Origin of the sequence: Enterobacter sp. 22466 (genome assembly GCF_052044775.1) — a bacterium.
GTDB classification, from domain to species: domain Bacteria; phylum Pseudomonadota; class Gammaproteobacteria; order Enterobacterales; family Enterobacteriaceae; genus Enterobacter; species Enterobacter dissolvens.
Window position 1 is genome coordinate 1,324,473 of record NZ_JBQENX010000001.1, and the last position, 22,882, is coordinate 1,347,354.

Consider the following 22,882-nt stretch of genomic DNA (forward strand, 5'->3'; position numbering starts at 1 on the left):
GCAGAGATAGCCATTATGACTCAAGCACAACCTCAAAGAACGACTTCAGACCTGGTGAAAGCTGCCGTATCCGGCTGGCTGGGCACTGCGCTGGAGTTTATGGACTTCCAGCTCTATTCGCTGGGAGCCGCATTGGTTTTCCATGAGATCTTCTTCCCGGAACAATCCGCCGCGATGGCGCTGATCCTGGCGATGGGAACCTACGGCGCAGGCTATATCGCGCGCATCGTCGGGGCCTTTATCTTTGGCAGAATGGGCGACAGGATTGGTCGCAAAAAAGTGCTGTTTATTACCATCACCATGATGGGGATCTGTACCACCCTGATTGGCGTATTGCCGACCTACGGCCAGATTGGCATTTTTGCTCCGGTCCTGCTGGTGACGCTGCGCATTATTCAGGGGCTGGGTGCCGGGGCAGAAATCTCCGGTGCGGGAACCATGCTGGCCGAATATGCGCCAAAGGGCAAACGCGGGATCATCTCCTCGCTGGTGGCGATGGGGACCAACTGCGGAACCCTGAGTGCCACGGCGATCTGGGCGGTGATGTTCTTTGCTCTCGATCGTGAAGAACTGGTGGCATGGGGCTGGCGTGTGCCGTTCCTGGCCAGCGTCGTCGTGATGATCTTCGCCATCTGGCTGCGTATGAACCTGAAAGAGAGCCCGGTATTCGAAAAAGTGAACGACGCTGAAGCTGCCGTACCGGTGGCGAAGCCGGATACTTCCCTTGGGGCGATGGTGAAAAGCAAATCCTTCTGGCTGGCCACCGGGCTGCGTTTTGGTCAGGCGGGTAACTCCGGTCTGATCCAGACGTTCCTTGCCGGGTATCTGGTGCAGACGTTGCTGTTTGATAAAGCGATCCCCACCGATGCGCTGATGATAAGTTCAATCCTCGGGTTTATCTCTATCCCGCTGCTGGGCTGGCTGTCGGACAAAGTCGGGCGCCGTCTGCCGTATATCCTGCTCAACGTCTCCGCCATCATTCTGGCGTACCCGATGCTGTCGATTATCGTCGATAAAAGCTATGCGCCGGGCGTCATTATGCTCTCGATTATTGTCATTCATAACTTCGCGGTGCTGGGGCTGTTCGCGCTGGAAAACATCACGATGGCGGAGATGTTTGGCTCGCGTAATCGCTTTACCCGCATGGCCATCTCCAAAGAGGCGGGCGGTCTGGTGGCGGTGGGCTTTGGTCCGGTGCTGGCGGGGATCTTCTGCAACATGACCGGCTCCTGGTGGCCGATTGTCGCGATGCTGATTGCCTATTCCGTGATTGGTCTGGTTTCAGCCATTTTCATGCCGGAAGTGCGCGACCGTGATTTGAGCGCAGCACAAGACGCGGCTGAACCACAGGCGCTGAACAATGAGGCAGGTGAGTCACGGAAATATGGAGCGCTGCTATGAGTTTCATTAATGATAATTTTATGATTAGCAATGCCAGGGGCGTTGCGTTATATCGCGACGTCGCGAAAGAATTGCCGATAATTGACTATCACTGTCATCTGGTTGCGAAAGATATTTTCGAAAATAAACCGCTGGAGAACATTACCGAGCTTTGGCTTGCAGGCGATCACTACAAATGGCGTGCCATGCGCGCCAACGGTATAGATGAAAAATTCATTACGGGCAGCGCCACCGCGGAAGAAAAATTTGCGGCGTGGGCTGAAACGGTCGACGCCAGCTATGGCAATCCGCTCTATCACTGGACGCATTTAGAGCTGCATCACTATTTTTCCTGTGATGAACCGCTGGGCAGCCATAACTGGCGTGAAATAATGGAACGCTGTAATCGTTTATTACAACAGCCTGATTTTACGCCCCGCGAACTGATTAAACGCTCAAAAGTGGAGGTCATTTGTACCACAGACGCACCGCTGGATGACCTGCGTTACCATCAGTTATTGCGCGATGACGCGACGTTTAACGTCAAGGTCTTACCGACATTCCGCCCGGATGACGTTTTTACGCCGGATGCGCATCAGTTCGCCGACTTTACCGAACGATTAGCGGAGCTGACGGGGCGGTCCATTCACGCCTTCAGCGATTTTGCTGCTGCGCTCGGCGAGCGTATTGCCTGGTTCCACGCCATGGGGTGCCGTATTTCGGATCATGGCCCCGTGGAAATCCATTTTCAGGCTGCGGATGACAGTATCGTGGAATCGATATTTGTCCGTAAACGGCAGGGTGAACATCTCAACGCGCGGGATAGCGCGATTCTTGACAGTGCTATTTTTATCATGCTCGCGCGTTATTACCGGCAGCATGACTGGGCCATGCAGATACACTTCGGTGCGATACGCAATAATAATACCCGCATGTACCGTGCCCTGGGCATAAATACCGGGTTTGATTCACTGACGGATCAGGTCAATCTTGCTGCGAATATTAATCAACTGCTGGATGCCATGGCCCTTGCAGACGCGCTGCCGAAAACCATTCTGTATAACCTCAACCCCAGCTACAACGATATTGTCGCGACGACGATCGCCAATTTTCAGAGTGCAGAACGGGGAGTGAAATCACCGATGCAATTCGGCTCCGGCTGGTGGTTTAACGACACCCGTCGCGGGATGGAAAACCAGCTCAACAGCCTGGCAGATCAGGGGCTGTTAATGAATTTTGTCGGCATGCTGACCGACTCCCGCAGCCTGGTCTCCTATACCCGTCACGATTATTTTCGCCGCATTCTATGCAATATGATCGGCGGTTGGGTGGAGCGGGGAGAAGTCCCTGATAATAACGATATTCTCACGCGGATGATTAAAAATATTTGCCACGACAACGCTAAGAATTATTTCAAATTTTAAATTCACTTCATCAAGTGGGGATGAAATATGTCTCGTGCGGCTAAAAAAATTACCATTCCGGTTAGTATCGGCTACGGACTAACGGATATTATGGGTGGCGGTGCATTTACCGTGATCGGCGCCTGGCTATTATTTTTCTATACGACATTCGTTGGGCTATCGCCGGTTGAAGCAGCCTCCATTGTCGCCATCGCGCGTATTGTCGATGCCATTGTCAGTCTGTTTATGGGAAGTTTCACCGATCATTTTTACAAAAATTATTTTGGTAAAAAATTTGGTCGTCGACGCTTCTTTTTGCTGATCGGCGCGCCGTTAATGCTGGTCTATGCGTTACTGTGGCTTGATGGCATGACCTACGGTTTTTATCTCGCGGTCTATCTGGCGTTTGAAATTATCGCTGCGATGGTATTGATCCCCTGGGAAACGCTGCCATCGGAAATGACAAAAGACTTTAACCAGCGCACCAAGCTTTCGACCTGCCGCATGTTCCTTTCTGCGTCCGGCACCTTCCTGGCGACGTTCATTCCGGGGCTGCTGATTGGCTATTTTGGGGAAAACAGCGCCCATGCTTATCTGATTAACGGCGTTATTTTTGCCGTCCTGTTTATGGTGTGCGTCTTTATCTCGTGGAAGGTGACCTGGGAACGCGAGTTAACCCCGGAAATGCTGGCCGAGCTTGAAACCAGCACGGCGCCCCGAACGCTGACGCAAAAGCTGGCTGCCTTTGGTCGCCTCTTTAAAGAGTATGGTTCAACGCTGAAAATCCGGGCTTTCAGAAAACACCTTGCCATCTACCTGCTGTCGTTTACCGGGAAAGATGTCTACAACACCGTGTTTGTCTTCTTCTGTGTTTACTGCCTGAATGTCTCTTCGTCGCTCGCCGGCACACTGCTGTCGATGAGTATCGTCGGCCTGCCTGTCACGCTGATCGCGGGAGTGGGGATCATAAAATTCGGGCCGTCGAAGCTGTATGTGTTCGCCTACTCGCTGATGATGCTTTGCCTGGGTGGCTTTTTCGCCGTGTATCAAATTCCGGCACTCAATACCGTCGCGACGCTGGTTGTTCTGGCCGGGTTATATCAGGTAGGTCGCTGTGTGCTGGAGTTTACGCCGTGGAACGTCTTCCCGTTCATCCCGGATATTGACGAAATGGTTAGTCGCCAGCGTCGCGAGGGGCTGTTCGCGGCGGTGATGACCTTCTCCCGCAAAACGACCGTGGCCATCGCCACCTTTATTGTGGGGCTGCTGTTGCAGAATGGCGGCTTTGTAAAGGGCAGCCAGACACAGCCGGAGGAAGCCATTCATACCATCGCAATGCTGATGTTCATCGGGACTGCGGGCTTACTCATCCTGGCGTTGTGGCAGGCATTAACGTTCCATCTGAACAAGCGTACGCACAAGATCTTCGTGGATGAACTGGACCGCCTGAAAGCGAACGGTTCTCCCCAACTGGCTTCCGCCGAAGCACGCCGCGTGGTGGAAGATCTGACGGGGTATTCCTACGACAGGCTGTGCCGTGAGCCCGCTGGCCGTTCTGGCACAGAACCGGCGCGTAATCCTGTGTGATGGTGGTACATATCTTTTTGAAAGATGTCACACAACTTAATTTTGATATCACACCAGTTGGCGCAAAGTTAATGTAAATCAATGTTCCGCTGAACATAACCCGTATGGTGGTGGGCAAGGCACCAGGGGTTACTGCCATTCTGGCTGGTGTAGTCAACATGCGCGGCCGCGCGCCAACGTGCGGTCGCAGAACTCAGCTTCCTTAATTAAACGAGTCTCAACCATGGAAAACCGATTATTACAGGCGAAAGCGACGCTGCCTCAGTACGATCGCGGCAGCCTCCAGGCACGCATTGTTCATTTAGGGTTTGGCGCGTTCCACCGTGCACACCAGGCGGTGTACGCCGATATTCTGGCCGCTGAACACGGCAGCGACTGGGGTTACACAGAAGTGAACCTGATTGGCGGTGAGCAGCAGATTGCCGATCTGAACGCGCAGGATACCCTTTATACTGTGGCCGAAATGTCGGCGGACGCGTGGACGTCACGGGTCGTCGGCGTGGTCAAAAACGCGCTGCACGCGCAGGTTGACGGGCTGGATGCCGTACTGGCGGCGATGTGTGAGCCGCAGGTGGCGATTGTGTCGCTTACCATCACCGAAAAAGGCTACTGCCACTCACCGGCGACGGGCAAACTGATGCTCGATCACCCATTGATTGCGGCCGACCTGCAAAACCCGCATCAGCCAAAATCTGCGCCGGGTGTAGTGGTTGAAGCGCTGGCGCGACGCAAAGCGGCGGGGCTGCCTGCCTTTAGCGTGATGTCCTGTGACAACATGCCGGAGAATGGCCACGTTATGCGCAATGTCACCTGCGCCTATGCCCGCGCGGTCGACGCGGAGCTGGCCGCGTGGATTGAGGCCAACGTCACCTTCCCGTCAACCATGGTGGATCGTATTGTGCCTGCGGTGACGCCGGAAACGCTGGATAAAATCGAACAATTGACCGGCGTACGCGATCCGGCGGGCGTGGCCTGCGAGCCGTTCCGTCAGTGGGTCATTGAGGACAACTTCGTCGCCGGACGTCCGCAGTGGGAAAAGGCGGGGGCGGAGCTGGTGGCCGACGTTATTCCGTTTGAAGAGATGAAGTTGCGTATGCTCAACGGCAGCCATTCTTTCCTGGCGTACCTTGGCTATCTGGCGGGGTATCAGCACATCAACGACTGTATGGAAGATGAACATTACCGCCGTGCCGCCCACGCGCTGATGCTGAAAGAGCAGGCGCCGACGCTGAAAGTCAAAGGGGTTGATTTAGGCCACTATGCCGATCTGCTGATAGCGCGCTACAGCAACCCGGCCCTGCGTCACCGGACCTGGCAAATCGCGATGGACGGCAGCCAGAAGCTTCCGCAACGTATGCTGGATTCCGTGCGCTGGCATCTGGCGCATCAGAAACCTTTCCCGCTGCTGGCGCTGGGTGTAGCGGGCTGGATGCGCTATGTCGGCGGGGTGGATGAGCAGGGGAACGCCATCGAGGTGAGCGATCCTCAGCTGGCAGTGATTCAGGCGGCGGTCAACGGGAGCGCGGAAGGGGAAAGTCGGGTGAAAGCCCTGCTGGGCATTGAGGCCATCTTCGGCAAGGAACTGCCATACGAAACGTGCTTTGTTGAGGCGGTCATGACGGCGTATCAGACGTTACTGCAAAAAGGGGCGAAAGCCACGGTTGCGCAGTACGCGGCACAGCTGTAATTCATGTCATGCCGCCGTTCGCGGCGGCATGATGTCGCACCGGTTAGTGCATACCCAAACGAATCAGTTCAATCGGTTCGAACTTACCTTCGCATCCTTCCACTTCCACCGTTTTGCTACGACGCACCTGCGCGGCATCCAGCCCGTCGCTGTGGATCGCTTTAATTACGCCTGTGTGCCCGGTGCCGTTAATCATTACGCGGCTACCGGTGGTAATTGCATTACGGTTACGGTCGTAAGTCATCATGGTATTTTCTCCTCGCTAACACATCCGTTACGGCGCTATTTCAGGTTGTGCCGTCCACGGGGCACTATAAATACGCCTCTCTGGCGATCGTTTTTTTGTTTTTGATCAAACTCACACTTTTTTGTTGATTCCGGTACGGCGATGACGGTTCACGACACTGATTTACAAAGCGGACAGTTATTTTCTTTAATTGATAATTTCAGCCGGTGAGCGTTTAGGTCGGGTTTATATTTCTCATGGCACTCTGGGTGCAGTAAATAACGTCTTTTAACAATAAGGAGTCAGGCTTATGTATAAAAAGATTTTGATGCCTGTTGATGTGTTTGAAATGGATTTAAGCGATAAAGCGGTGCGGCATGCGGCCAACCTGGCGAAGGCTGAAGGCGCATCGATTACCCTGGTCAACATTCTGCCCAACAGCAGCCGCTCGTTACTGCGCGGGTTCAATGCAGATATCAGGAAGTTTGAAGAGTATATGACCGCGGAATCCAGCAAAAAGATGAAGGAGTTATCGCGTCTCTTCGATCTCACCCCGGAGGACATTCATTGTGAGGTACGTTTCGGCAACGTGCGCGACGAAATTATCAGGATGAGCAAAGAAGGGGAATATGACGTGATTGTTATCGGCTCAAAAAACCCGAGTATCACCACGCATCTGTTGGGTTCAAATGCCGAATCTATCCTGCGCTACGCCACTATTCCCGTCCTGGTCGTGCGCTGATATTCTCGCCGCGCCCGTTAAGGGGCGGCGAATTTTACTCTTCACTAAACCACTCGCTATTTTCCTGACGAATAAGCTGCACGGATTCGCTGATCTCCTGCAGATGGACAGTCATCGCTTTTTCCACACCGTCAGGGTCGCGTTTTTCCAGTGCGCTAAAAATATCATGATGCTGTCGGAGCAACATTTCCGGCGGAGAGACGTGGTCGAGGCTCATATAACGCACACGGTCGATGGTGGCTTTTATATTTTCAATGGTGTCCCAGGCCAGCTGACAATCGGCAATTAGCGCCAGCTTCTGGTGAAACTCATCGTCCAGTTGAAAGAAATCGTTAAGCTGTTTACGGTCGATGGCAATACGCTGCTGATGCAGGTTCTGTTCCAGCAGATAACACTGGTTGTCATTAATCAGCGTGGCCGCACGACGCGCCACCGCGCACTCAATGGCCTGCCGGACAAAACAGCCATTACGGACCTGAGAAAGCGATATTTTATTCACATAGCTGCCGCGCTGCGGGCGGATCTGAATCAGGCCGTTTTCGGCAAGCTTGATAAACGCCTCACGCACGGGCTGACGGGAAACGTCAAAACGCACAGATACCTCTTTTTCGGAGAGCGGCGTGCCAGGCGGGATCAGGCAATGCACAATATCACGTCGTAAAATGCGATAGATTTGCTGGTTAACGGGCTGGGTGGGATTGAGTTGCGATTCAGCGGCCATGAGTTGTCATTTCTCAGAGAGTTAGCCTGAACATACTACCATTCTTTTATACCCTGATACAGACCCGGCCCGCAGGCCGGGAAGGGCAGAGTCAGCCACGATGGACGCTCAGTCCGGCAAAGCTCTGGCTGACAGGCATCATCTCTACGGTGTTGATATTGACGTGTTTTGGCAGCGTCGCAACCCACCAGACCGCTTCGGTGACATCTTCCGGCGTCAGCGCGTTGGCATTCTCGTAGGTTTTATCCGCTTTCGCGTCATCGCCTTTGAAGCGTACGTTCGAGAATTCGGTACCGCCCACCAGGCCCGGCTCGATATCCGTGACGCGGATGGCGGTGCCGTGGAGATCGGTACGCAGATTCAGGCTGAACTGGCGCACAAACGCCTTGGTCGCACCGTAAACGTTGCCGCCCGCATATGGCCAGCTCCCGGCGGTCGAGCCAATATTGATAATATGACCGCGATTGCGCTCAACCATGCCTGGCAGCACGGCGCGGGTCATGTACACCAGACCTTTGTTGTTGGTGTCGATCATGTTTTCCCAGTCATCAACGCTGGCTTTATGGGCGGGCTCCAGACCCAGCGCCAGACCGGCGTTGTTGACCAGCACGTCGATGGCACGCCACTGGGCAGGAAGATTGGCAATCATCTCTTCGATGGCGGCACGGTTACGCACGTCCAGCTGCGCGGTCAGGATATTGTCACCCAGCTCCTCTTTCAGCTCCTGCAGACGCTCCTGACGACGACCGGTTGCAATCACCTTATGCCCGTTGGCGACGAAGCGACGCGTGATGCTTTCACCAAAACCTGCCGTTGCCCCGGTAACTAAAATAATCATCTCACTGTTCCTCAACGCTTTTTGTGTTGTACTAACATAGCACGCCCTGAGAGGGTGCGTTAAGGCAACATTTGTATGACCGCATTGCGGTCAACGGCGGCCTGGCCTACTCTGGGAAAGTTAACCGTTACCAGGAGTAAAAGATGTCAACCCGTAATCCTTTTTTTGACATTAGCCTGCTGCCTTATCAGGCCCCGCGTTTTGATGAAATCAACGACAGCCACTATCGCCCGGCGTTTGATGAAGCCCTGCGCCAGAAGCGGGCAGATATTGACGCTATCGTCGCGCAAACGGTAGCCCCCGATTTTGACAACACGGTACTGGCACTGGAAAAAAGCGGTGCCATGCTCGCGCGCGTCAGCAGTGTCTTCTTCGCCATGACGTCGGCGCACACCAATGCCCGCTTACAGGAGCTGGAGGAACAGTTCTCGACTGAATTAGCCGCGCTGGCAAATGATATCTGGCTCAACGATACGCTATTCTCCCGCGTCGAAAGCGTCTGGCAGGATCGTGCGGCGCTGGATGCAGAGTCCCGCCGACTGGTCGAAGTGACGTACCAACGCTTTGTGCTGGCCGGGGCGCGTCTGAATGATGACGAAAAAGCTGAACTGAAAGCCCTGAACACAGAAGCGGCATCACTTATCAGCCAGTTTAATCAACGTCTTCTGGCCGCCGATAATGCGGGTGGGCTGGTGGTGGATTATGTTCATCAGCTTGAGGGTTTAAGCGCGGACGAGATCGCCACGGCTGCTCAGGCCGCCGCCGATAAAGGGCTGAAGGATCGCTGGCTAATCCCCCTCCTGAACACCACCCAACAACCTGCGCTTTCACTGCTTCGCAATCGACAGACCCGTGAAAACCTCTTCAACGCGGGCTGGCTGCGTACGCAGAAAGGCGATGAAAATGATACCCGCGAGCTGATCCTTCGTCTCACTGCCTTACGCGCGCGCCAGGCGCAGCTATTGGGGTTTGATGATTTTGCCAGCTGGAGTATCAGCGACCAGATGGCGAAAACGCCTGAGGCCGCGCTGACCTTTATGCGCGGAATTGTCCCCGCGGCGCGCGACAGGGCGGCACGTGAGCAGGCCGATATTCAGAAAGTGATCGATGACGAACAGGGTGGTTTCACCGTGCTGGCCTGGGACTGGTCATTTTACGCCGAGCGCGTCCGTCAGGCGAAATATGCGCTGGATGAGGCGCAAATCAAGCCGTACTTTGCACTCAATAACGTACTGAATGATGGGGTGTTCTGGACGGCCAGCCAGTTGTTTGGCATTCGCTTCGTTGAGCGTTTCGACATTCCGGTTTATCACCCGGACGTCCGCGTGTGGGAAATTTTCGATCATACCGGGGAAGGCATGGCGTTGTTCTACGGTGACTTCTTTGCCCGTGACTCAAAGCATGGCGGAGCGTGGATGGGGAATTTCGTTGAGCAATCTTATGAATTTGCCTCCCGACCGGTTATCTACAATGTCTGTAACTATCAAAAACCCAGTCACGGCGGTGCTGCGCTCCTCTCCTGGGATGACGTGATAACCCTGTTCCACGAGTTTGGTCACACGCTACACGGTCTGTTTGCCAGTCAGCGCTACGCCACGCTGTCCGGTACCAATACCCCGCGTGATTTTGTGGAGTTTCCGTCGCAAATCAATGAGCACTGGGCCCGCCATCCGCAGGTATTTACCCACTATGCCCGCCATTATGAGACCGGCGAACCCATGCCGGACGCGCTGCGCGAGAGCATGCTTAACGCGACGCATTTCAACAAAGGCTATGACATGACGGAAACGCTCAGCGCCGCGCTGCTGGACATGAACTGGCACGGCATTCGTGAGGCCGTTTCGGGCGTAGAGGAATTTGAAAAGGCTGCGTTGCAAAAAGAGGGGCTGGATCTGCCCGCCGTACCGCCACGTTATCGCAGCAGCTACTTTGCGCATATCTTCGGCGGCGGCTATGCGGCAGGCTATTACGCCTACCTGTGGACACAGATGCTGGCAGACGATGGCTATCAGTGGTTTGTCGAGCAGGGCGGCTTAACCCGTGAAAACGGGCAAACATTCCGCGAGGCGATTCTGTCGCGCGGGAACAGCACGGATTTAGCTGAACTGTACCGGAACTGGCGCGGGCACGATCCGAAGATTGAGCCAATGCTGGAGAATCGCGGGCTGAGCGAGTAGCGTCAATTTTAGCTTAAACAGGACCGGGCGGAAGCCCGGTTTTTTTGTCCAATTTCTCTTCTCGAAAACGCCTCTAATTTTGCTCCGCACTGGCGAAGCAGCTAAAGCTGAGGGTTTCGTCTGGTATGCAACAAATTTCCAATAACATGCACAAGTAGATTTTGTCGTGTGGTCAAACTCTGGTAGGATTAATCTTAATTTTTTACTGATGGAACAGGAACATGAAGAAAATTGTTGGTGTGTTATTACTTTCTTGCTTACTCGTCGGGTGCGATAAACCCAAAATTGATTCTTCAACTGATGCTGCAATGAAATCCTCGATAGCCAAAGTCAGAGATTCACTTCCGGAAAATAAACGGGAGGAATTCGATAGCGCCTTAAAGGTTGTGGCATTCAGTAACATCAATATGGCTGACCTGATGCGTTCCACTTCAAATAACGATAACGAAGAGATAAGCAAAAAGATGCGCGAAAGCCTGTCTGGTAAGACGGGTGAAGAAATAATCTCTTACGCACAGCAAGTCACTGCTGAGAGAGAGATGAAGTTAAAAGAAAAGATGACTCAGGAAATCAAAACGCTGGAACAGAAAAAAGCTGACGCCGACGTGGCTAAAAAAGAGTTGATGAAAATCCAGGTTTTATCATCCAGATTTACCATGGAGCCTGAGCAAGACGGTAAGCCACAACCCGTAATTAGACTGGTTGTTAAAAATAATACTGATACCGTTATCTCCAGAGCGTACCTGCACGGAGTGATGGCAAGCGAGGGATACTCAGTACCATGGCTGGTAAGTAATTTTTTCTATGATATTCCTGAGGGGCTTAAGCCAAATGAAGAAGCCACATGGGCTATTGCCCCCCCTAAGAATTCTGAATGGGGTGTACTTTATGCCCCAAAAGACGCTGTTTTGACTGTGACACTCGTAAGAGTGGACGGTACTGATAATCAGGCGTTGTATGATGCAACAATGTTCACTGAGGAAGATAACAGCAGGCTTGAAGAGTTGAAGAAAAAAAATCTCTGATCTTTAAAGACTAACCGACCCGCCAACCGGCGGGTTTTTTATGCGTTGAGAAAAGGTGGCGTTGCAAACGGCGCATCGGTGTGGGCATCGGCTTCGCTGATAACTATGACTTTATGTTTCCCCGGGGCATAAAATCGTTTTAAACAGCCTAATTAAAGATATCTATTTTTTTTTGACTTGAACACAAACACAATATTCATCAGTTTCGCTAACCCCTTATTAAACATTCTTATTATTGCAAAAACGAGTAAAATAAAGAATGACGCGCGGGATTTAACGGGTTATAAACTTTACTTCTCTTAACACTTTTGTAACGTCATTGAGGTAAGCCCGTGAAGCAGGTTGGCATTGTTGGTTGGCGCGGCATGGTTGGGTCAGTATTGCTGCAACGCATGGTCGAAGAAAATGATTTTAATGATATTGCAGCCAGTTTTTTTAGTACGTCTTCTGTTGGGGCACCTGGGCCTGTCATTAATGGTGTCCGTTCGGTACTTAAAGATGCGTATTCCCTGGATGCGCTGGGGGAAATGGATATCATCATTACCTGCCAGGGCGGTGAATATACAAAATCGATGTATCAATCATTAATTGATCATGGTTGGGAAGGTTACTGGATCGATGCCGCATCAGCGCTGCGAATGGACGAAAGAGCCTGTATCATCCTCGATCCTGTGAACCGTGAAAATATCGATGATTCCATCAAAAAGGGCGGTAAACTTTTTGTAGGCGGAAACTGTTCAATCACCTTAAGCCTGATGGGGCTCGCCGGTTTGATCAAGGCCGATCTCATTGAATGGATGAGCGTGATGACCTATCAGTCGGCGTCTGGGGCGGGTGCAAAGCATGTTCGCGAGTTGATCGCCCAAAGTGCATTTGTCACCCGAAATTTAACCCCCGATGAGCTGGAAAACTCAGGCTCGGTGCTTCCACTGGTTAATAAAGTCAGTGAACTGATTAACAGCAGTGACTTGCCTGTTGAGAATTTTGGCGCGCCGCTGATGGGGAGCATTATTCCCTGGATTGATAGCGACCTGGGGGATGGCAATAGCCGCGAAGAGTGGAAGGGTGAAGCAGAAACAAATAAAATCCTTGGCCTGAAAAAAGGCACCATCCCGGTTAATGGTCTGTGCATTCGTGTTGGTGTTATCAGGTGCCATAGTGCGGCGATTACGATAAAGCTGAAACGTGAAGTGGATGAAGCTGAATTTGCCAAAATAGTAAGCGACGCTCACCCCTGGGTAAAATACGTTCCTAATAATAAAGAGGCCAGCGTCAGCCAGCTGACTCCCGCACATATTAGCGGCACGCTTGAGGTTGGCGTAGGGCGTTATAAAAAAATGGCGCTAAATAATGATCCTGTTTACTCGGTATTGACCGTTGGGGATCAACTATTATGGGGGGCCGCGGAACCGTTACGGCGTATGCTAAATATTCTGCTTAACAGAGTATAATTGGGTTATACCAGAGAATCATTATTGGCTGGAAACAGAGCCGGGCGGGCAGCCCGGTTTTTTTATATAAATTAATGCGCAATAATTTGATCTGGCTTGTAAAATAAAGTTTGTTTCGCTTAAGGGGGCTTCGCTATAAAATTTTGCTTTTTTTTGCCGATAACTGAGGATGGCACAAAAAAATGACGTAATCGCAGTTAAGAAGGCGAAGAATGACCATACCTCAGAAGACCCCTGGCTTTACGGATAGCGAGCATTCTAAGGGACTGATAAATAAAACATTTACCTATATTGTTACGCTGTTGATATGTATTTTCATCGCAGCGATAGTTTCGTTGCTAATCATAAAAAACAATGTGAATAAAATCGGCGACAAGCATGATGAATTCTTGTTAAGAAAGGCGTTAGACAGCCGTCAGGAAAACGTGCGTAGTCATTTGAAAGATTATGCTGAGTGGGGTGATGCCTACAATCACCTTCATCAAAAAATCGACATAAACTGGGCATGGGATAAACAGAACCTGGGTAAGTCCCTGTACGATAACTTTGGCTACGAAGGCGTGTTCGTGCTGTCCCCGGATGGCGCCTCCCTTTACAGCGTACTTGACGGAAAACTGAAGCGTGAAGATCTGCAACGCTGGATAGATCACGCCACAAAAGAGCAGTTACTCAGTGAAATGCGTATGAATAATGGGTTGCCGGTGTCCACGCTAACGCTTATCGACTCCGTACCCGCCATTGTTTCTGCGGCCTGGATCACGACGGGTGATGATGCGAGTGTTCAACCCTTGCCCGGTAAGCCTTCAACCATGCTGTTTATAGACAAGTTAACGGCTAAGAAACTTCTCGCGATTGGACGCGATGCGGGTATCGAAAATGTTCGCGCTTTGCCCTTCAACACCGTTTCCCAGGCAAATAATCCGACTGAATTAACATTAAATACCCAAAAGGGTGCTGTACATATTATCTGGGAGAGTGAAAATCCCGGTCAGGCATTGATCATTTATTTTTTACCCTTGCTCATTCTTTCCGTTCTCCTGACGCTTGCGCTGACGGCTATTTTGATGCGCCATATTATGCACAAGGCGAAAATCCATGACGAAAATATCTTTCTCCTTGAGCAGGCACGGCTGAATCTGATTATTAGCGAAAAACGATTCAGGGATGTCAGTGAAACAACCAGCGATTGGTTCTGGGAAACCGATTTAGCGTTAACGATCACCTGGTTATCAGGGCGTTTTTCGACTGTAACGGGATATGATGAGAGTCAATGGATAGGGCGCAGCCTGGATGAACTTTTTCCTTCAACCAAAGATGTATTAAATCCGTGTGTCAGGCGCCGGGAATTATCAGGACGCTTCGAATTTAAGCATTGCCCTTATACCAACTATCAAAATGCCACTTCTTATTGCACACTTCTGGCAAAATTTTCTTCTCAGCCTGATGGCACGGTGGTTTTACGGGGCGCTGCATCCAATGTCTCTCTGGAAGTTGAAGCCACCAAACGTGTTGAATTCCTGTCCCGCCATGACGAATTAACGGGGCTTCCCAACCGATATCATATTAAGGAATTCCTTACGGGGCAGCTGGCGAAAGAAGATCTTCACCATTCCCCCTTTGCCATGATTTGCATGGATTTAGATAAGTTTAAACCCGTGAATGATATTTTTGGCCATTCCACAGGTGATGCCCTGCTTGGTGAGGTTGCTTTACGTCTTAAAGCCTGTATTCGTAGCGGTGATTTTGTCGCCCGGCAGGGCGGGGATGAATTTATGCTGCTTCTCGACAACACCCGGCATCTGGACCACATAGAAGAGGTGTGTCATCGCATCGTGCAAGAACTCAACCGTCCGTTCACCATTGATGGTAATGATGTGACCATCGGCGTCAGCATGGGCATTGCTCTGGCTCCCCAGGACAGTACCAGTGCAAACGACCTTTTACGCTATGCTGATATTGCGCTTTATCAGGCTAAACAATCCGGTCGGAACCGATGGGTCTATTATCGTCAGGATATGTCGGAAAAGCTGACCGAGCGCAGAAAGCTGGAATTAGCGTTGAAGACAGCAATTCGGGAAGACCAGCTCTATCTGGTTTATCAGCCGCGTTATAACCTCAGACATTCACGCATCGACGCCGTAGAAGCCCTGGTTCGCTGGCAGCATCCTGAACGCGGAAACATGATGCCCGATCAGTTTATTCCACTCGCTGAAGAAACGGGGCTCATCATCAACCTCAGCAACTGGGTCATTCGTAAGGCCTGTACAGAGACGCATGAAAAACTGCCGGGGCTTTCGGTTTCAGTCAATATTTCAGCCATTGAATTCCAGGCAAGCGATCTCGCCGAAAGAATAAAAGCTATTCTTGATGAAACCGGGCTTGAGCCTACCCGGCTGGAAATAGAGGTGACTGAAAATGTCACGCTCTCTAATCCAGAGAAAACGTTGCAGACCATGAAGGCGCTCAAAAAAATGGGGGTACGCATTCTGATTGATGATTTCGGTACCGGCTATGCCTCTCTGAGCTATCTGCGTAAGTTTCAGTTTGACGGGTTAAAACTCGATAAAAGCTTTATTTTTTCCTTAGGGGATTCGACACAGAACCAGTCGGTGGTCGAGAAGATCATCGATCTGGGTAAAGCCTATTCCATGGAGGTCACCGCAGAAGGTGTCGAAACCGTAGAACAATTGTCGTTCCTGAAGAAAAATAAGTGTGACGAAGTCCAGGGATATTTACTCGGCAAACCGGCGGCCATTGCAGATTTAAATCTAAAAACCAACCACGTAATTTATTAAGGGTATCCGTGCTGCTTGCCTGGCCCTGTTGATCCGGTAGGGCGGGTAAGCGCAGCGTCACCTGGCGTGCCTATAATCAAATCGCGTAGTTTTCGCTCTGACGTCGGGCTGATAAACTCGGCTCAACGTTTTGATTTCCGGGCGAACTTGAGATTCAGGCCGCCGCTAACCGAGCCAGCCATCCCGACAAAAGGCAGGAAGTATGTCTCTTCGTTCACTGCGGGCGTTGTGCCTGACGAGTTTTTTTATCGCTGACGTCCGTGACGGTCTCGGCCCTTTTCTCGGTATCTTCCTGACGGAGCGCCACTGGACGCCGGATGACATCGGCTTACTGATGACCGCCGGTGGTCTGGCGGGACTCCTGGCCACGCTGCCAGCGGGATTTATCACCGACACCACCAAAAACAAACGTTCGGTTCTGGCGCTGCTCTGCCTGCTGATCACCCTGAGTACGCTGCTACTCTGGTTTAGCCAGCAGAGTGGCGTCGTTGCGGTTTCGCAAATTGTCACCGGGATCTGCGCGGCGTTCGTGGGGCCGCTTATCACCGGGATCACCCTGGGGCTGACGGGGCAGAGCGGGTTTAGCACGCAGATGGGCAAAAATGAGGCCTTCAATCACGCCGGAAATTTCCTCACGGCACTGATTGCCGGAGGCATTGCCTGGTACTGGGGCATTGGCGGGATCTTCCTGCTGATGACCTGTACGACGCTGTTAACGCTCTGTTCGCTGCTGGCGATACGCAATAAGGATATCGACAACGATGCCGCGCGCGGGCTGAACACCTCAGAGCATCAGCCGGTGCCGGGTTTTGCGGTGTTGATAAAAAATCGGGCACTTTTCGTGACCGGGCTGACGCTGCTGCTGTTCCATCTGGCGAATGCGGCCCTGTTGCCGATGCTCAGCATGCGGGTCGCCGCCGCGCCGGCCAGCGTTAATCCCGGCGTGTTCGCTGCGGCGACGGTCATTATTTCGCAGGCGGTGATGATCCCGGTGGCTATCTGGGTTTCCAGGCGAATCGATCGCTACGGTTACTGGCGCTTTATCATGCTGGCGCTGTTAATCATGCCGGTACGCGCGGCGCTGGCGGCCTCCACCGATGCACCGTTTATGATGATCCCGGTACAAATTCTTGATGGTCTTGCCGCCGGGATCCTGGGCGTGGTGGTGCCGTCATTTATCGTGGTACTTTTGCGCGGAAGCGGGCACGTCAATGCCGGGCAGAGTGTGGTGATGCTGATGCAGGGTGTTGGCGCATCGATGAGCCCCGCGTTAACCGGGACGATCGCCGGACACTACTCTTTTGCGACGGCTTTTAGTGTGCTGAGCGCCATTGCGCTGGTGGCGGTGCTGCTCTGGTTGCGCTTTGCTCAGCGGAGCTGGCAGACCGACAGCTCCCCGAACGGGGCGTAGCGTCAGTGCCGGGTAAGGCGTAACCGCCACCCGGCATGTCGGCTTAGACTATCTCGTTAGGACACGCTTCGCCGTTTTCCAGCTGCTGTAAATTCCCTAGCGTGGTTTCGGAAATGCTGATCAGTGCCTCAGCGGTCAGGAACGCCTGATGCCCGGTAAACAGCACGTTATGGCAGGCGGACAGGCGACGGAACACGTCGTCCTGAATGACGTCGTTAGACTTGTCTTCAAAGAACAGATCGCGTTCGTTCTCATACACGTCCATCCCCAGCGCGCCAATTTTCTGGGTTTTCAGCGCTTCAATCGCCGCCTGAGAGTCAATCAAGCCGCCGCGGCTGGTATTGATGATCATCACGCCGTCTTTCATCTGCTCAAACGCGGTCTGATTCAGCAGGTGATAGTTTTCCGGTGTGAGCGGGCAGTGCAGGGAGATCACGTCAGACTGAGATAACAGGGTCGGGAGATCGACATATTCCACGCCCAGCTCCAGCGCGGCGGCGCTTGGGTACGGGTCAAACGCCAGCAGGCGCATACCAAAGCCTTTCAGAATGCGCAGGGCGGCCACGCCGATTTTACCGGTACCGATCACGCCTGCGGTTTTACCGTACATGGTAAAGCCGGTCAGTCCTTCCAGCGAGAAGTTCGCATCTCGGGTACGCTGATAAGCGCGGTGAATACGACGGTTCAGGGACATCATCATGCCCACAGCATGTTCCGCGACCGCTTCCGGTGAGTAGGCCGGAACGCGAACCACCCTCAGCCCCAGCTCTTTCGCCGCATCCAGATCGACGTTATTGAAGCCCGCGCAGCGCAGGGCGATATACTTTACGCCGTGCTTTTTCAGCTCTTCCAGTACCGGACGACTACCGTCATCGTTCACGAAGATGCAGACGCCTTCACAGCCGTGCGCCGTTTTAGCGGTTTTTTCGGTCAGCAGAAAGTCGAAAAATTCAAGATCGAACCCGTAAGCCTCGTTAACATGTTGCAGATACTTTTTGTCGTACTGCTTTGTGCTATATACCGCGAGTTTCATAAGACTTTCTCCAGTGATTTTACATCCACGTTAGCATGATTAAAATAATCTTACAATTTCTAAAATTTTATTTAAATCAATAAGTTCTATCAATTATTTTAGAGCATCTATTCTTAAAACTGGCATTTACTTCAACTGATTGACTAAACATGCGACAATGATCGGCACTGTCGGCTTAATTCTCTCGCTAAATCAGGATATTAACTGCCCATGAAGGGTAAATACAAAGCCGCGATTGCGCTCTTATTGCTGTTGATTTTATTGCCGCTGACGCTGCTGATGACGCTCGCCCAGTGGGTACCGACCCTCGCCGGTATCTGGTTGCCTGTCGGTACACGTATCGCCTTTGAGGAAAGCCCTAAACTGACCCGGCATGCGCTGGTGATCCCCGATCTTCGCTATCTGGTTGAGGATTGTGAAATTGCCCGGGTTGAAAACGCCACGCTGTCGCATCCCAGCCGCTGGAATCTGGATATTGGTGCGCTTGAACTTAACACGGTGTGCCTCAGTAAAATTCCCCAGTCTGCACCGTCAACCGTTGCGCCAAAAACCCTGGCTCAGTGGCAGTCGGTACTGCCAAATACCTGGGTCATTATCCGCCGCCTTACCCTGTCTCCCTGGCAACAGTGGGAAGGGGAACTGCATGCCTCACTGACGCCTGCGGTACAGGCGGTGACCTACAACGGTGAGCAGGTCAGTTTCAAAGGGCAGTTACGCGGCCAGACTCTCTCGGTCAGTCAGCTTGATGTACAACTCCCCGGCCAGGTGCCGCCCGTAAAACTGGTGGGTGAGTTCACCCTGCCGCTGGTGCCGGATGGCGTGCCGGTGAAAGGCCATGCGGTCGCCACTTTTAACGTGCCACAGCTCACCTCGCTGGTCGATGCCGACCTGGACTGGGAAGAAAATCAGGGGCAACTGCTGGTGATGGCGCGGGATAACCCCGATCCGCTTCTCGATTTACCATGGCAAATCACGGCCGAACAGCTGAATATCAGCGACGGGCGCTGGAACTGGAACCTGTCCGGCATGCCGATGAGCGGCCGCGTGGGTCTCCGGGTAGATAACTGGCAGCAGGGGCTGGAGAAAGCCACCTTTACCGGACGCCTCAATGTCCTGACTCAGGGTGATGCCGGAAAGGGTAACGCCGTGCTGAATCTCGGGCCGGGCAGGCTCAGCCTGGAAAACAGCGACATGCCGCTTCATCTGAGCGGGGAGGCCAAACAGGACGACCTGGTGCTTTACGCCAGACTTCCGGCCAGACTGACCGGCGGCCTGAACGATCCTCAGCTCGCTTTTGAGCCTGGCGCGCTGCTGCGCTCGCGCGGTCGCATTATTGATTCGCTGGATATCGACGAAATCCGCTGGCCACTGGCCGGCGTGAAGCTCACGCAAAAGGGCGTGGATGGTCGTCTGCAGGCTATTCTGCGGGCCCATGAGAACGAGATGGGGGATTTTGAGCTGCATCTGGACGGTCAGGCCAACGACTTTTTACCCGATAACGGCCTGTGGCAGTGGCGTTACTGGGGCAAAGGCAGCTTTACGCCAATGAATGCGCGCTGGGATGTCGCCGGGAAAGGCGAATGGCGCGACAAACTTATTGAGCTGACCGCGCTCTCTACCGGCTTTGACAAACTGCAGTACGGCACCATGGACGTCAGTAAACCGCGACTGGTACTGGATAAGCCGGTACGCTGGATCCGTGACCCTGTCACGCCGAAATTTAGCGGTGCGCTGTCGCTCAATGCCGGAGAAACCCGTTTCGCCGGCGGCAGCGTGTTGCCCCCGTCGGTGCTGACCTTCAGCGTTGACGGAACAGACCCGACGATATTCCAGTTTAAAGGCGATCTGCATGCCGAGGCCATCGGCCCGGTGCAGGTCAACGGTCGCTGGGACGGGGAACGCCTTCGCGGTCAGGCCTGGTGGCCAAAACAATCCCTTACCGTGTTCCAGCCACTGATCCCGCCAGACTGGAAAATGACGCTGCGTGACGGTGAGCTTTATGCGCAGGTGGCCTTCTCTGCCGCTGCCGATCAGGGCTTTGAGGCTGGCGGCCACGGTGTACTGAAATCCGGTAGCGCCTGGATGCCAGACAACCAGATCAACGGTGTGGATTTTGTGCTGCCGTTCCGGTTTAGCGAGGGCACCTGGTCGCTGGGCACGCGTGGCCCGGTCACGTTGCGCATTGGTGAAGTGGAAAACCTGGTGACCGCGCGCAACATCACCGCAGACCTGCAGGGTGACTACCCGTGGAGCGAGGAAAACCCGCTGCTGCTGACCAACGTCAAGGTGGAGACCCTCGGCGGGAAAATCACCATGCAGCAGCTCAGAATGCCGCAGCATGACCCGGCGCTGCTGCGCGTGGACAATATCTCCTCCAGCGAGCTGATCAGCGCCATTAATCCTAAGCAGTTTGCCCTGTCTGGCCCGATAAGCGGGGCGCTACCGTTCTGGCTGGACAATGAAAAATGGATCATTAAAGATGGCTGGCTGACCAACCCGGGGCCGATGACGCTGCGTATTGATAAAGACACCGCTGATGCCATCGTCAACGATAATATGGTTGCAGGAGCAGCGATTAACTGGCTCCGCTATATGGAAATTTCACAATCGTGGACAAGACTCAATTTAGATAATCTGGGTGAATTAACCATGCAGGCGACCCTCAAAGGCACCAGCCGGGTCGATGGCAAAAGCAGTTCCGTAAATCTTAACTACACCCATGACGAGAACGTCTTTACTCTCTGGCGTAGCCTGCGCTTTGGAGACAATCTACAAACCTGGTTTGAGCAACACGCGGCGCTACCCGGTATCCGCAGTTCGACTGGCAAGGAAAGTGAGGAACAACAATGAAAATGAGGGCTGGTGTGCTCACCGTCGCCGTTGCCGCGCTCTTGACCGGCTGTACGCCGCGCATTGAAGTCGCTGCGCCGAAGGAGCCGATCACCATCAATATGAACGTCAAAATCGAACATGAGATCCACATTAAAGTCGATAAAGACGTTGAAACCCTGCTGAAATCGCGCAGCGATCTGTTCTGAGGACGCCATGAAACGATTAGCTCTGATGTTACTGGCGCTGGGCATGAACGTGCAGGCGGCAACCCTGACCTTAAACGAGGCCCGGGCGCAGGGGCGTGTCGGGGAAACCCTGAGCGGGTATCTTGCCCCGGTGAAACAAGACCCTGAAACGCTGGCGCTGGTGAGCCGCATCAACGCGGCGCGCACGGAAAGCTACCAGAAGCTGGCGGACAGCAATAACCTGCCGGTTGATGAAGTGGCGAAGATGGCCGGGCAAAAGCTGGTGGCCCGCGCACAGCCGGGAGAGTACGTGAAGGGCATTAACGGGAAATGGCTGAAGAAGTGATCAGCGAAAGCGCTTACGGTACTCGCCAGGCGAGACGCCAAAACGCTGCTTAAATGCCGTTGAAAAATGGCTATGGTCGGCAAATCCCCAGCTGTAGCCAATCCCCGCCAGCTTTTCCTCGTCGCTGGCGGATCTCAGTACCTGCGCGCACAGATCCAGCCGACGATTTTTGATGTACTGCGCCACCACCAGCCCTTTATCGGCAAACATGCGATACAGGCTTCGCACCGACATGCCGCTCTCTGCGGCAATCCATTCCGGGCGCAGGGATTCCGACTGAATATGGTCATCAATTAACGACAGAACGTTCCGGAACTGACGTTCCTTGCGTGGCTGTACCGCGTCGCGCTGTTGAAACGCCGGACGGAGCAGGCAGATCATCGCTTCCAGCGCGGCTTCGCTCTCTCTGTCACTCAGGTCAGCATTGCTCATGCTCTCCAGCAGCAGACGATGGCTGAGCTGTACGGTGGGCAGCGAGCGGGAAAGTGTCAGCGCGCAGCTCACCTCCTGAAAGCGACACTGCTGCTCAATAATCTGACGGGGAACCAGCAGCGAAATCTGGCGGGATTTTTGCTGCCAGTTGATGGAGCAGGGACGAGAGGCGTCGATAAGCGTAATGTCGCCGGCGTTCAGAATTGAACGGCGATCGTCCTGTTCAATCTCCGCGCTGCCGTCAAGCTGAAACACGGTATAAAACCAGGCATCATTGCTCTGTTTAATCTCCTGACGGGAGCGAAACAGGTTGACCCCGCCCGCGGTGACGGTGCTTAACTTCAGGCTTCGGGCGTAGCTCGTTTCCAGTTCACCAATGAACTCACCCTCTAAAGGACGCGCATTAAAGCGCCCGCAGACATGGTTAATTTGCGCCAGCCACTGCTGATACCGTTCCTGTTCGCTTACACCCGCCATCGTTTATCTCGCTGCGCCATCAATGTTTTCGCATTGTTGCATTTGTGTTGCGTTTTGTCAGAGCCATGAGGCTGACTATAGGAAAGAACACTCACCGGTAACAGCGTTATAAGGCGGAATTATCACGAATTGCG

General features: G+C 53.1%; 18 protein-coding genes. 13 read left to right on the forward strand and 5 right to left on the reverse strand.

What is annotated here, in order from left to right; translation table 11 throughout:
- The first annotated feature begins 15 nt into the window (after positions 1–15).
- The 4 genes from ACTJJI_RS06460 (at position 16) to ACTJJI_RS06475 (ending at position 6,057) form a co-directional block, all read left to right on the forward strand.
- Positions 16–1,401 carry an MFS transporter gene (locus tag ACTJJI_RS06460; RefSeq protein WP_043951621.1) on the forward strand — a complete coding sequence of 462 codons (1,386 nt, stop codon included), beginning with the start codon at positions 16–18 and terminating at the stop codon, positions 1,399–1,401.
- Complete coding sequence (gene uxaC / locus ACTJJI_RS06465; protein ID WP_248040934.1) at positions 1,398–2,804, forward strand: glucuronate isomerase; 1,407 nt, start codon at positions 1,398–1,400, stop codon at positions 2,802–2,804. Before ACTJJI_RS06460 ends, uxaC begins: the two co-directional genes overlap by 4 nt.
- Positions 2,805–2,831: 27 nt before the next feature.
- The gene (locus ACTJJI_RS06470; protein WP_440653490.1) at positions 2,832–4,370 is read left to right on the forward strand and encodes an MFS transporter; all 1,539 of its coding nucleotides are present in this window, start codon (positions 2,832–2,834) and stop codon (positions 4,368–4,370) included.
- Positions 4,371–4,593: 223 nt separating this feature from the next.
- Positions 4,594–6,057 carry a mannitol dehydrogenase family protein gene (locus ACTJJI_RS06475; protein WP_083022106.1) on the forward strand — a complete coding sequence of 488 codons (1,464 nt, stop codon included), beginning with the start codon at positions 4,594–4,596 and terminating at the stop codon, positions 6,055–6,057.
- A 43-nt stretch (positions 6,058–6,100) separates the two neighbouring features.
- Here ACTJJI_RS06475 and ydfZ read toward each other — a convergent pair whose 3' ends face one another.
- Entirely contained in the window at positions 6,101–6,304 is a 204-nt protein-coding gene (ydfZ, locus tag ACTJJI_RS06480) for a putative selenium delivery protein YdfZ (protein ID WP_014831738.1), read from the reverse strand.
- Between the two features lie 289 nt (positions 6,305–6,593).
- Here ydfZ and ACTJJI_RS06485 point away from each other — a divergent pair, with 289 nt between their 5' ends.
- Entirely contained in the window at positions 6,594–7,025 is a 432-nt protein-coding gene (locus ACTJJI_RS06485) for a universal stress protein (RefSeq protein WP_046887974.1), read from the forward strand.
- A 34-nt stretch (positions 7,026–7,059) separates the two neighbouring features.
- Here the strand turns inward: ACTJJI_RS06485 and ACTJJI_RS06490 are convergent, their stop codons facing one another.
- Positions 7,060–7,746: a GntR family transcriptional regulator gene (locus ACTJJI_RS06490; RefSeq protein WP_014831740.1), complete on the reverse strand. Its 687-nt coding sequence runs from the start codon at positions 7,744–7,746 to the stop codon at positions 7,060–7,062.
- Positions 7,747–7,837: 91 nt separating this feature from the next.
- Entirely contained in the window at positions 7,838–8,584 is a 747-nt protein-coding gene (gene ydfG / locus ACTJJI_RS06495; protein ID WP_063412527.1) for a bifunctional NADP-dependent 3-hydroxy acid dehydrogenase/3-hydroxypropionate dehydrogenase YdfG, read from the reverse strand.
- Positions 8,585–8,727: 143 nt separating this feature from the next.
- Here ydfG and dcp point away from each other — a divergent pair, with 143 nt between their 5' ends.
- From dcp to ACTJJI_RS06520, 5 genes are all read left to right on the forward strand, one after another.
- Positions 8,728–10,761 carry a peptidyl-dipeptidase Dcp gene (gene dcp / locus ACTJJI_RS06500; protein WP_440653494.1) on the forward strand — a complete coding sequence of 678 codons (2,034 nt, stop codon included), beginning with the start codon at positions 8,728–8,730 and terminating at the stop codon, positions 10,759–10,761.
- 221 nt (positions 10,762–10,982) lie between these two features.
- Positions 10,983–11,786 carry a DUF6694 family lipoprotein gene (locus tag ACTJJI_RS06505; RefSeq protein WP_440653496.1) on the forward strand — a complete coding sequence of 268 codons (804 nt, stop codon included), beginning with the start codon at positions 10,983–10,985 and terminating at the stop codon, positions 11,784–11,786.
- 332 nt (positions 11,787–12,118) lie between these two features.
- A complete protein-coding gene (asd, locus tag ACTJJI_RS06510; RefSeq protein WP_440653498.1) occupies positions 12,119–13,237 on the forward strand; it encodes an aspartate-semialdehyde dehydrogenase in 1,119 nt (372 codons plus the stop codon).
- Between the two features lie 212 nt (positions 13,238–13,449).
- A complete protein-coding gene (locus ACTJJI_RS06515) occupies positions 13,450–16,032 on the forward strand; it encodes a bifunctional diguanylate cyclase/phosphodiesterase (protein ID WP_440653500.1) in 2,583 nt (860 codons plus the stop codon).
- A 202-nt stretch (positions 16,033–16,234) separates the two neighbouring features.
- The gene (locus ACTJJI_RS06520; RefSeq protein ID WP_440653502.1) at positions 16,235–17,443 is read left to right on the forward strand and encodes an MFS transporter; all 1,209 of its coding nucleotides are present in this window, start codon (positions 16,235–16,237) and stop codon (positions 17,441–17,443) included.
- A gap of 43 nt (positions 17,444–17,486) precedes the next feature.
- Here ACTJJI_RS06520 and ACTJJI_RS06525 read toward each other — a convergent pair whose 3' ends face one another.
- On the reverse strand, positions 17,487–18,476 hold the full coding sequence (locus ACTJJI_RS06525; RefSeq protein ID WP_047362046.1) for a 2-hydroxyacid dehydrogenase: 990 nt from the start codon (positions 18,474–18,476) through the stop codon (positions 17,487–17,489).
- Positions 18,477–18,686: 210 nt separating this feature from the next.
- Here ACTJJI_RS06525 and ACTJJI_RS06530 point away from each other — a divergent pair, with 210 nt between their 5' ends.
- Genes ACTJJI_RS06530 through ACTJJI_RS06540 form a run of 3 tightly spaced genes read left to right on the forward strand, consistent with a single transcriptional unit; the run spans position 18,687 to position 21,839 of the window.
- Positions 18,687–21,326, forward strand: a complete 2,640-nt coding sequence (locus ACTJJI_RS06530; protein WP_440653505.1) for a YdbH family protein — start codon at positions 18,687–18,689, stop codon at positions 21,324–21,326.
- The gene (locus tag ACTJJI_RS06535) at positions 21,323–21,514 is read left to right on the forward strand and encodes a YnbE family lipoprotein (RefSeq protein ID WP_020688201.1); all 192 of its coding nucleotides are present in this window, start codon (positions 21,323–21,325) and stop codon (positions 21,512–21,514) included. The genes ACTJJI_RS06530 and ACTJJI_RS06535 overlap by 4 nt, the downstream gene beginning before the upstream one ends.
- A 7-nt stretch (positions 21,515–21,521) precedes the next feature.
- Positions 21,522–21,839, forward strand: coding sequence for a YdbL family protein (locus ACTJJI_RS06540; protein ID WP_028028066.1), 318 nt, complete (start codon positions 21,522–21,524; stop codon positions 21,837–21,839).
- Here the strand turns inward: ACTJJI_RS06540 and feaR are convergent, their stop codons facing one another.
- Positions 21,840–22,748: a transcriptional regulator FeaR gene (gene feaR / locus ACTJJI_RS06545; RefSeq protein WP_083022110.1), complete on the reverse strand. Its 909-nt coding sequence runs from the start codon at positions 22,746–22,748 to the stop codon at positions 21,840–21,842.
- Positions 22,749–22,882 lie beyond the last annotated feature (134 nt).

Coding starts and splice junctions, on each gene's coding strand:
- ACTJJI_RS06460 (WP_043951621.1), top strand. CDS start 16: ATGACTCAAGCACAACCTCAAAGAACGACTTCAGACCTGGTGAAAGCT.
- uxaC (WP_248040934.1), top strand. CDS start 1,398: ATGAGTTTCATTAATGATAATTTTATGATTAGCAATGCCAGGGGCGTT.
- ACTJJI_RS06470 (WP_440653490.1), top strand. CDS start 2,832: ATGTCTCGTGCGGCTAAAAAAATTACCATTCCGGTTAGTATCGGCTAC.
- ACTJJI_RS06475 (WP_083022106.1), top strand. CDS start 4,594: ATGGAAAACCGATTATTACAGGCGAAAGCGACGCTGCCTCAGTACGAT.
- ydfZ (WP_014831738.1), bottom strand. CDS start 6,304: ATGATGACTTACGACCGTAACCGTAATGCAATTACCACCGGTAGCCGC.
- ACTJJI_RS06485 (WP_046887974.1), top strand. CDS start 6,594: ATGTATAAAAAGATTTTGATGCCTGTTGATGTGTTTGAAATGGATTTA.
- ACTJJI_RS06490 (WP_014831740.1), bottom strand. CDS start 7,746: ATGGCCGCTGAATCGCAACTCAATCCCACCCAGCCCGTTAACCAGCAA.
- ydfG (WP_063412527.1), bottom strand. CDS start 8,584: ATGATTATTTTAGTTACCGGGGCAACGGCAGGTTTTGGTGAAAGCATC.
- dcp (WP_440653494.1), top strand. CDS start 8,728: ATGTCAACCCGTAATCCTTTTTTTGACATTAGCCTGCTGCCTTATCAG.
- ACTJJI_RS06505 (WP_440653496.1), top strand. CDS start 10,983: ATGAAGAAAATTGTTGGTGTGTTATTACTTTCTTGCTTACTCGTCGGG.
- ACTJJI_RS06515 (WP_440653500.1), top strand. CDS start 13,450: ATGACCATACCTCAGAAGACCCCTGGCTTTACGGATAGCGAGCATTCT.
- ACTJJI_RS06520 (WP_440653502.1), top strand. CDS start 16,235: ATGTCTCTTCGTTCACTGCGGGCGTTGTGCCTGACGAGTTTTTTTATC.
- ACTJJI_RS06525 (WP_047362046.1), bottom strand. CDS start 18,476: ATGAAACTCGCGGTATATAGCACAAAGCAGTACGACAAAAAGTATCTG.
- ACTJJI_RS06530 (WP_440653505.1), top strand. CDS start 18,687: ATGAAGGGTAAATACAAAGCCGCGATTGCGCTCTTATTGCTGTTGATT.
- ACTJJI_RS06535 (WP_020688201.1), top strand. CDS start 21,323: ATGAAAATGAGGGCTGGTGTGCTCACCGTCGCCGTTGCCGCGCTCTTG.
- ACTJJI_RS06540 (WP_028028066.1), top strand. CDS start 21,522: ATGAAACGATTAGCTCTGATGTTACTGGCGCTGGGCATGAACGTGCAG.
- feaR (WP_083022110.1), bottom strand. CDS start 22,748: ATGGCGGGTGTAAGCGAACAGGAACGGTATCAGCAGTGGCTGGCGCAA.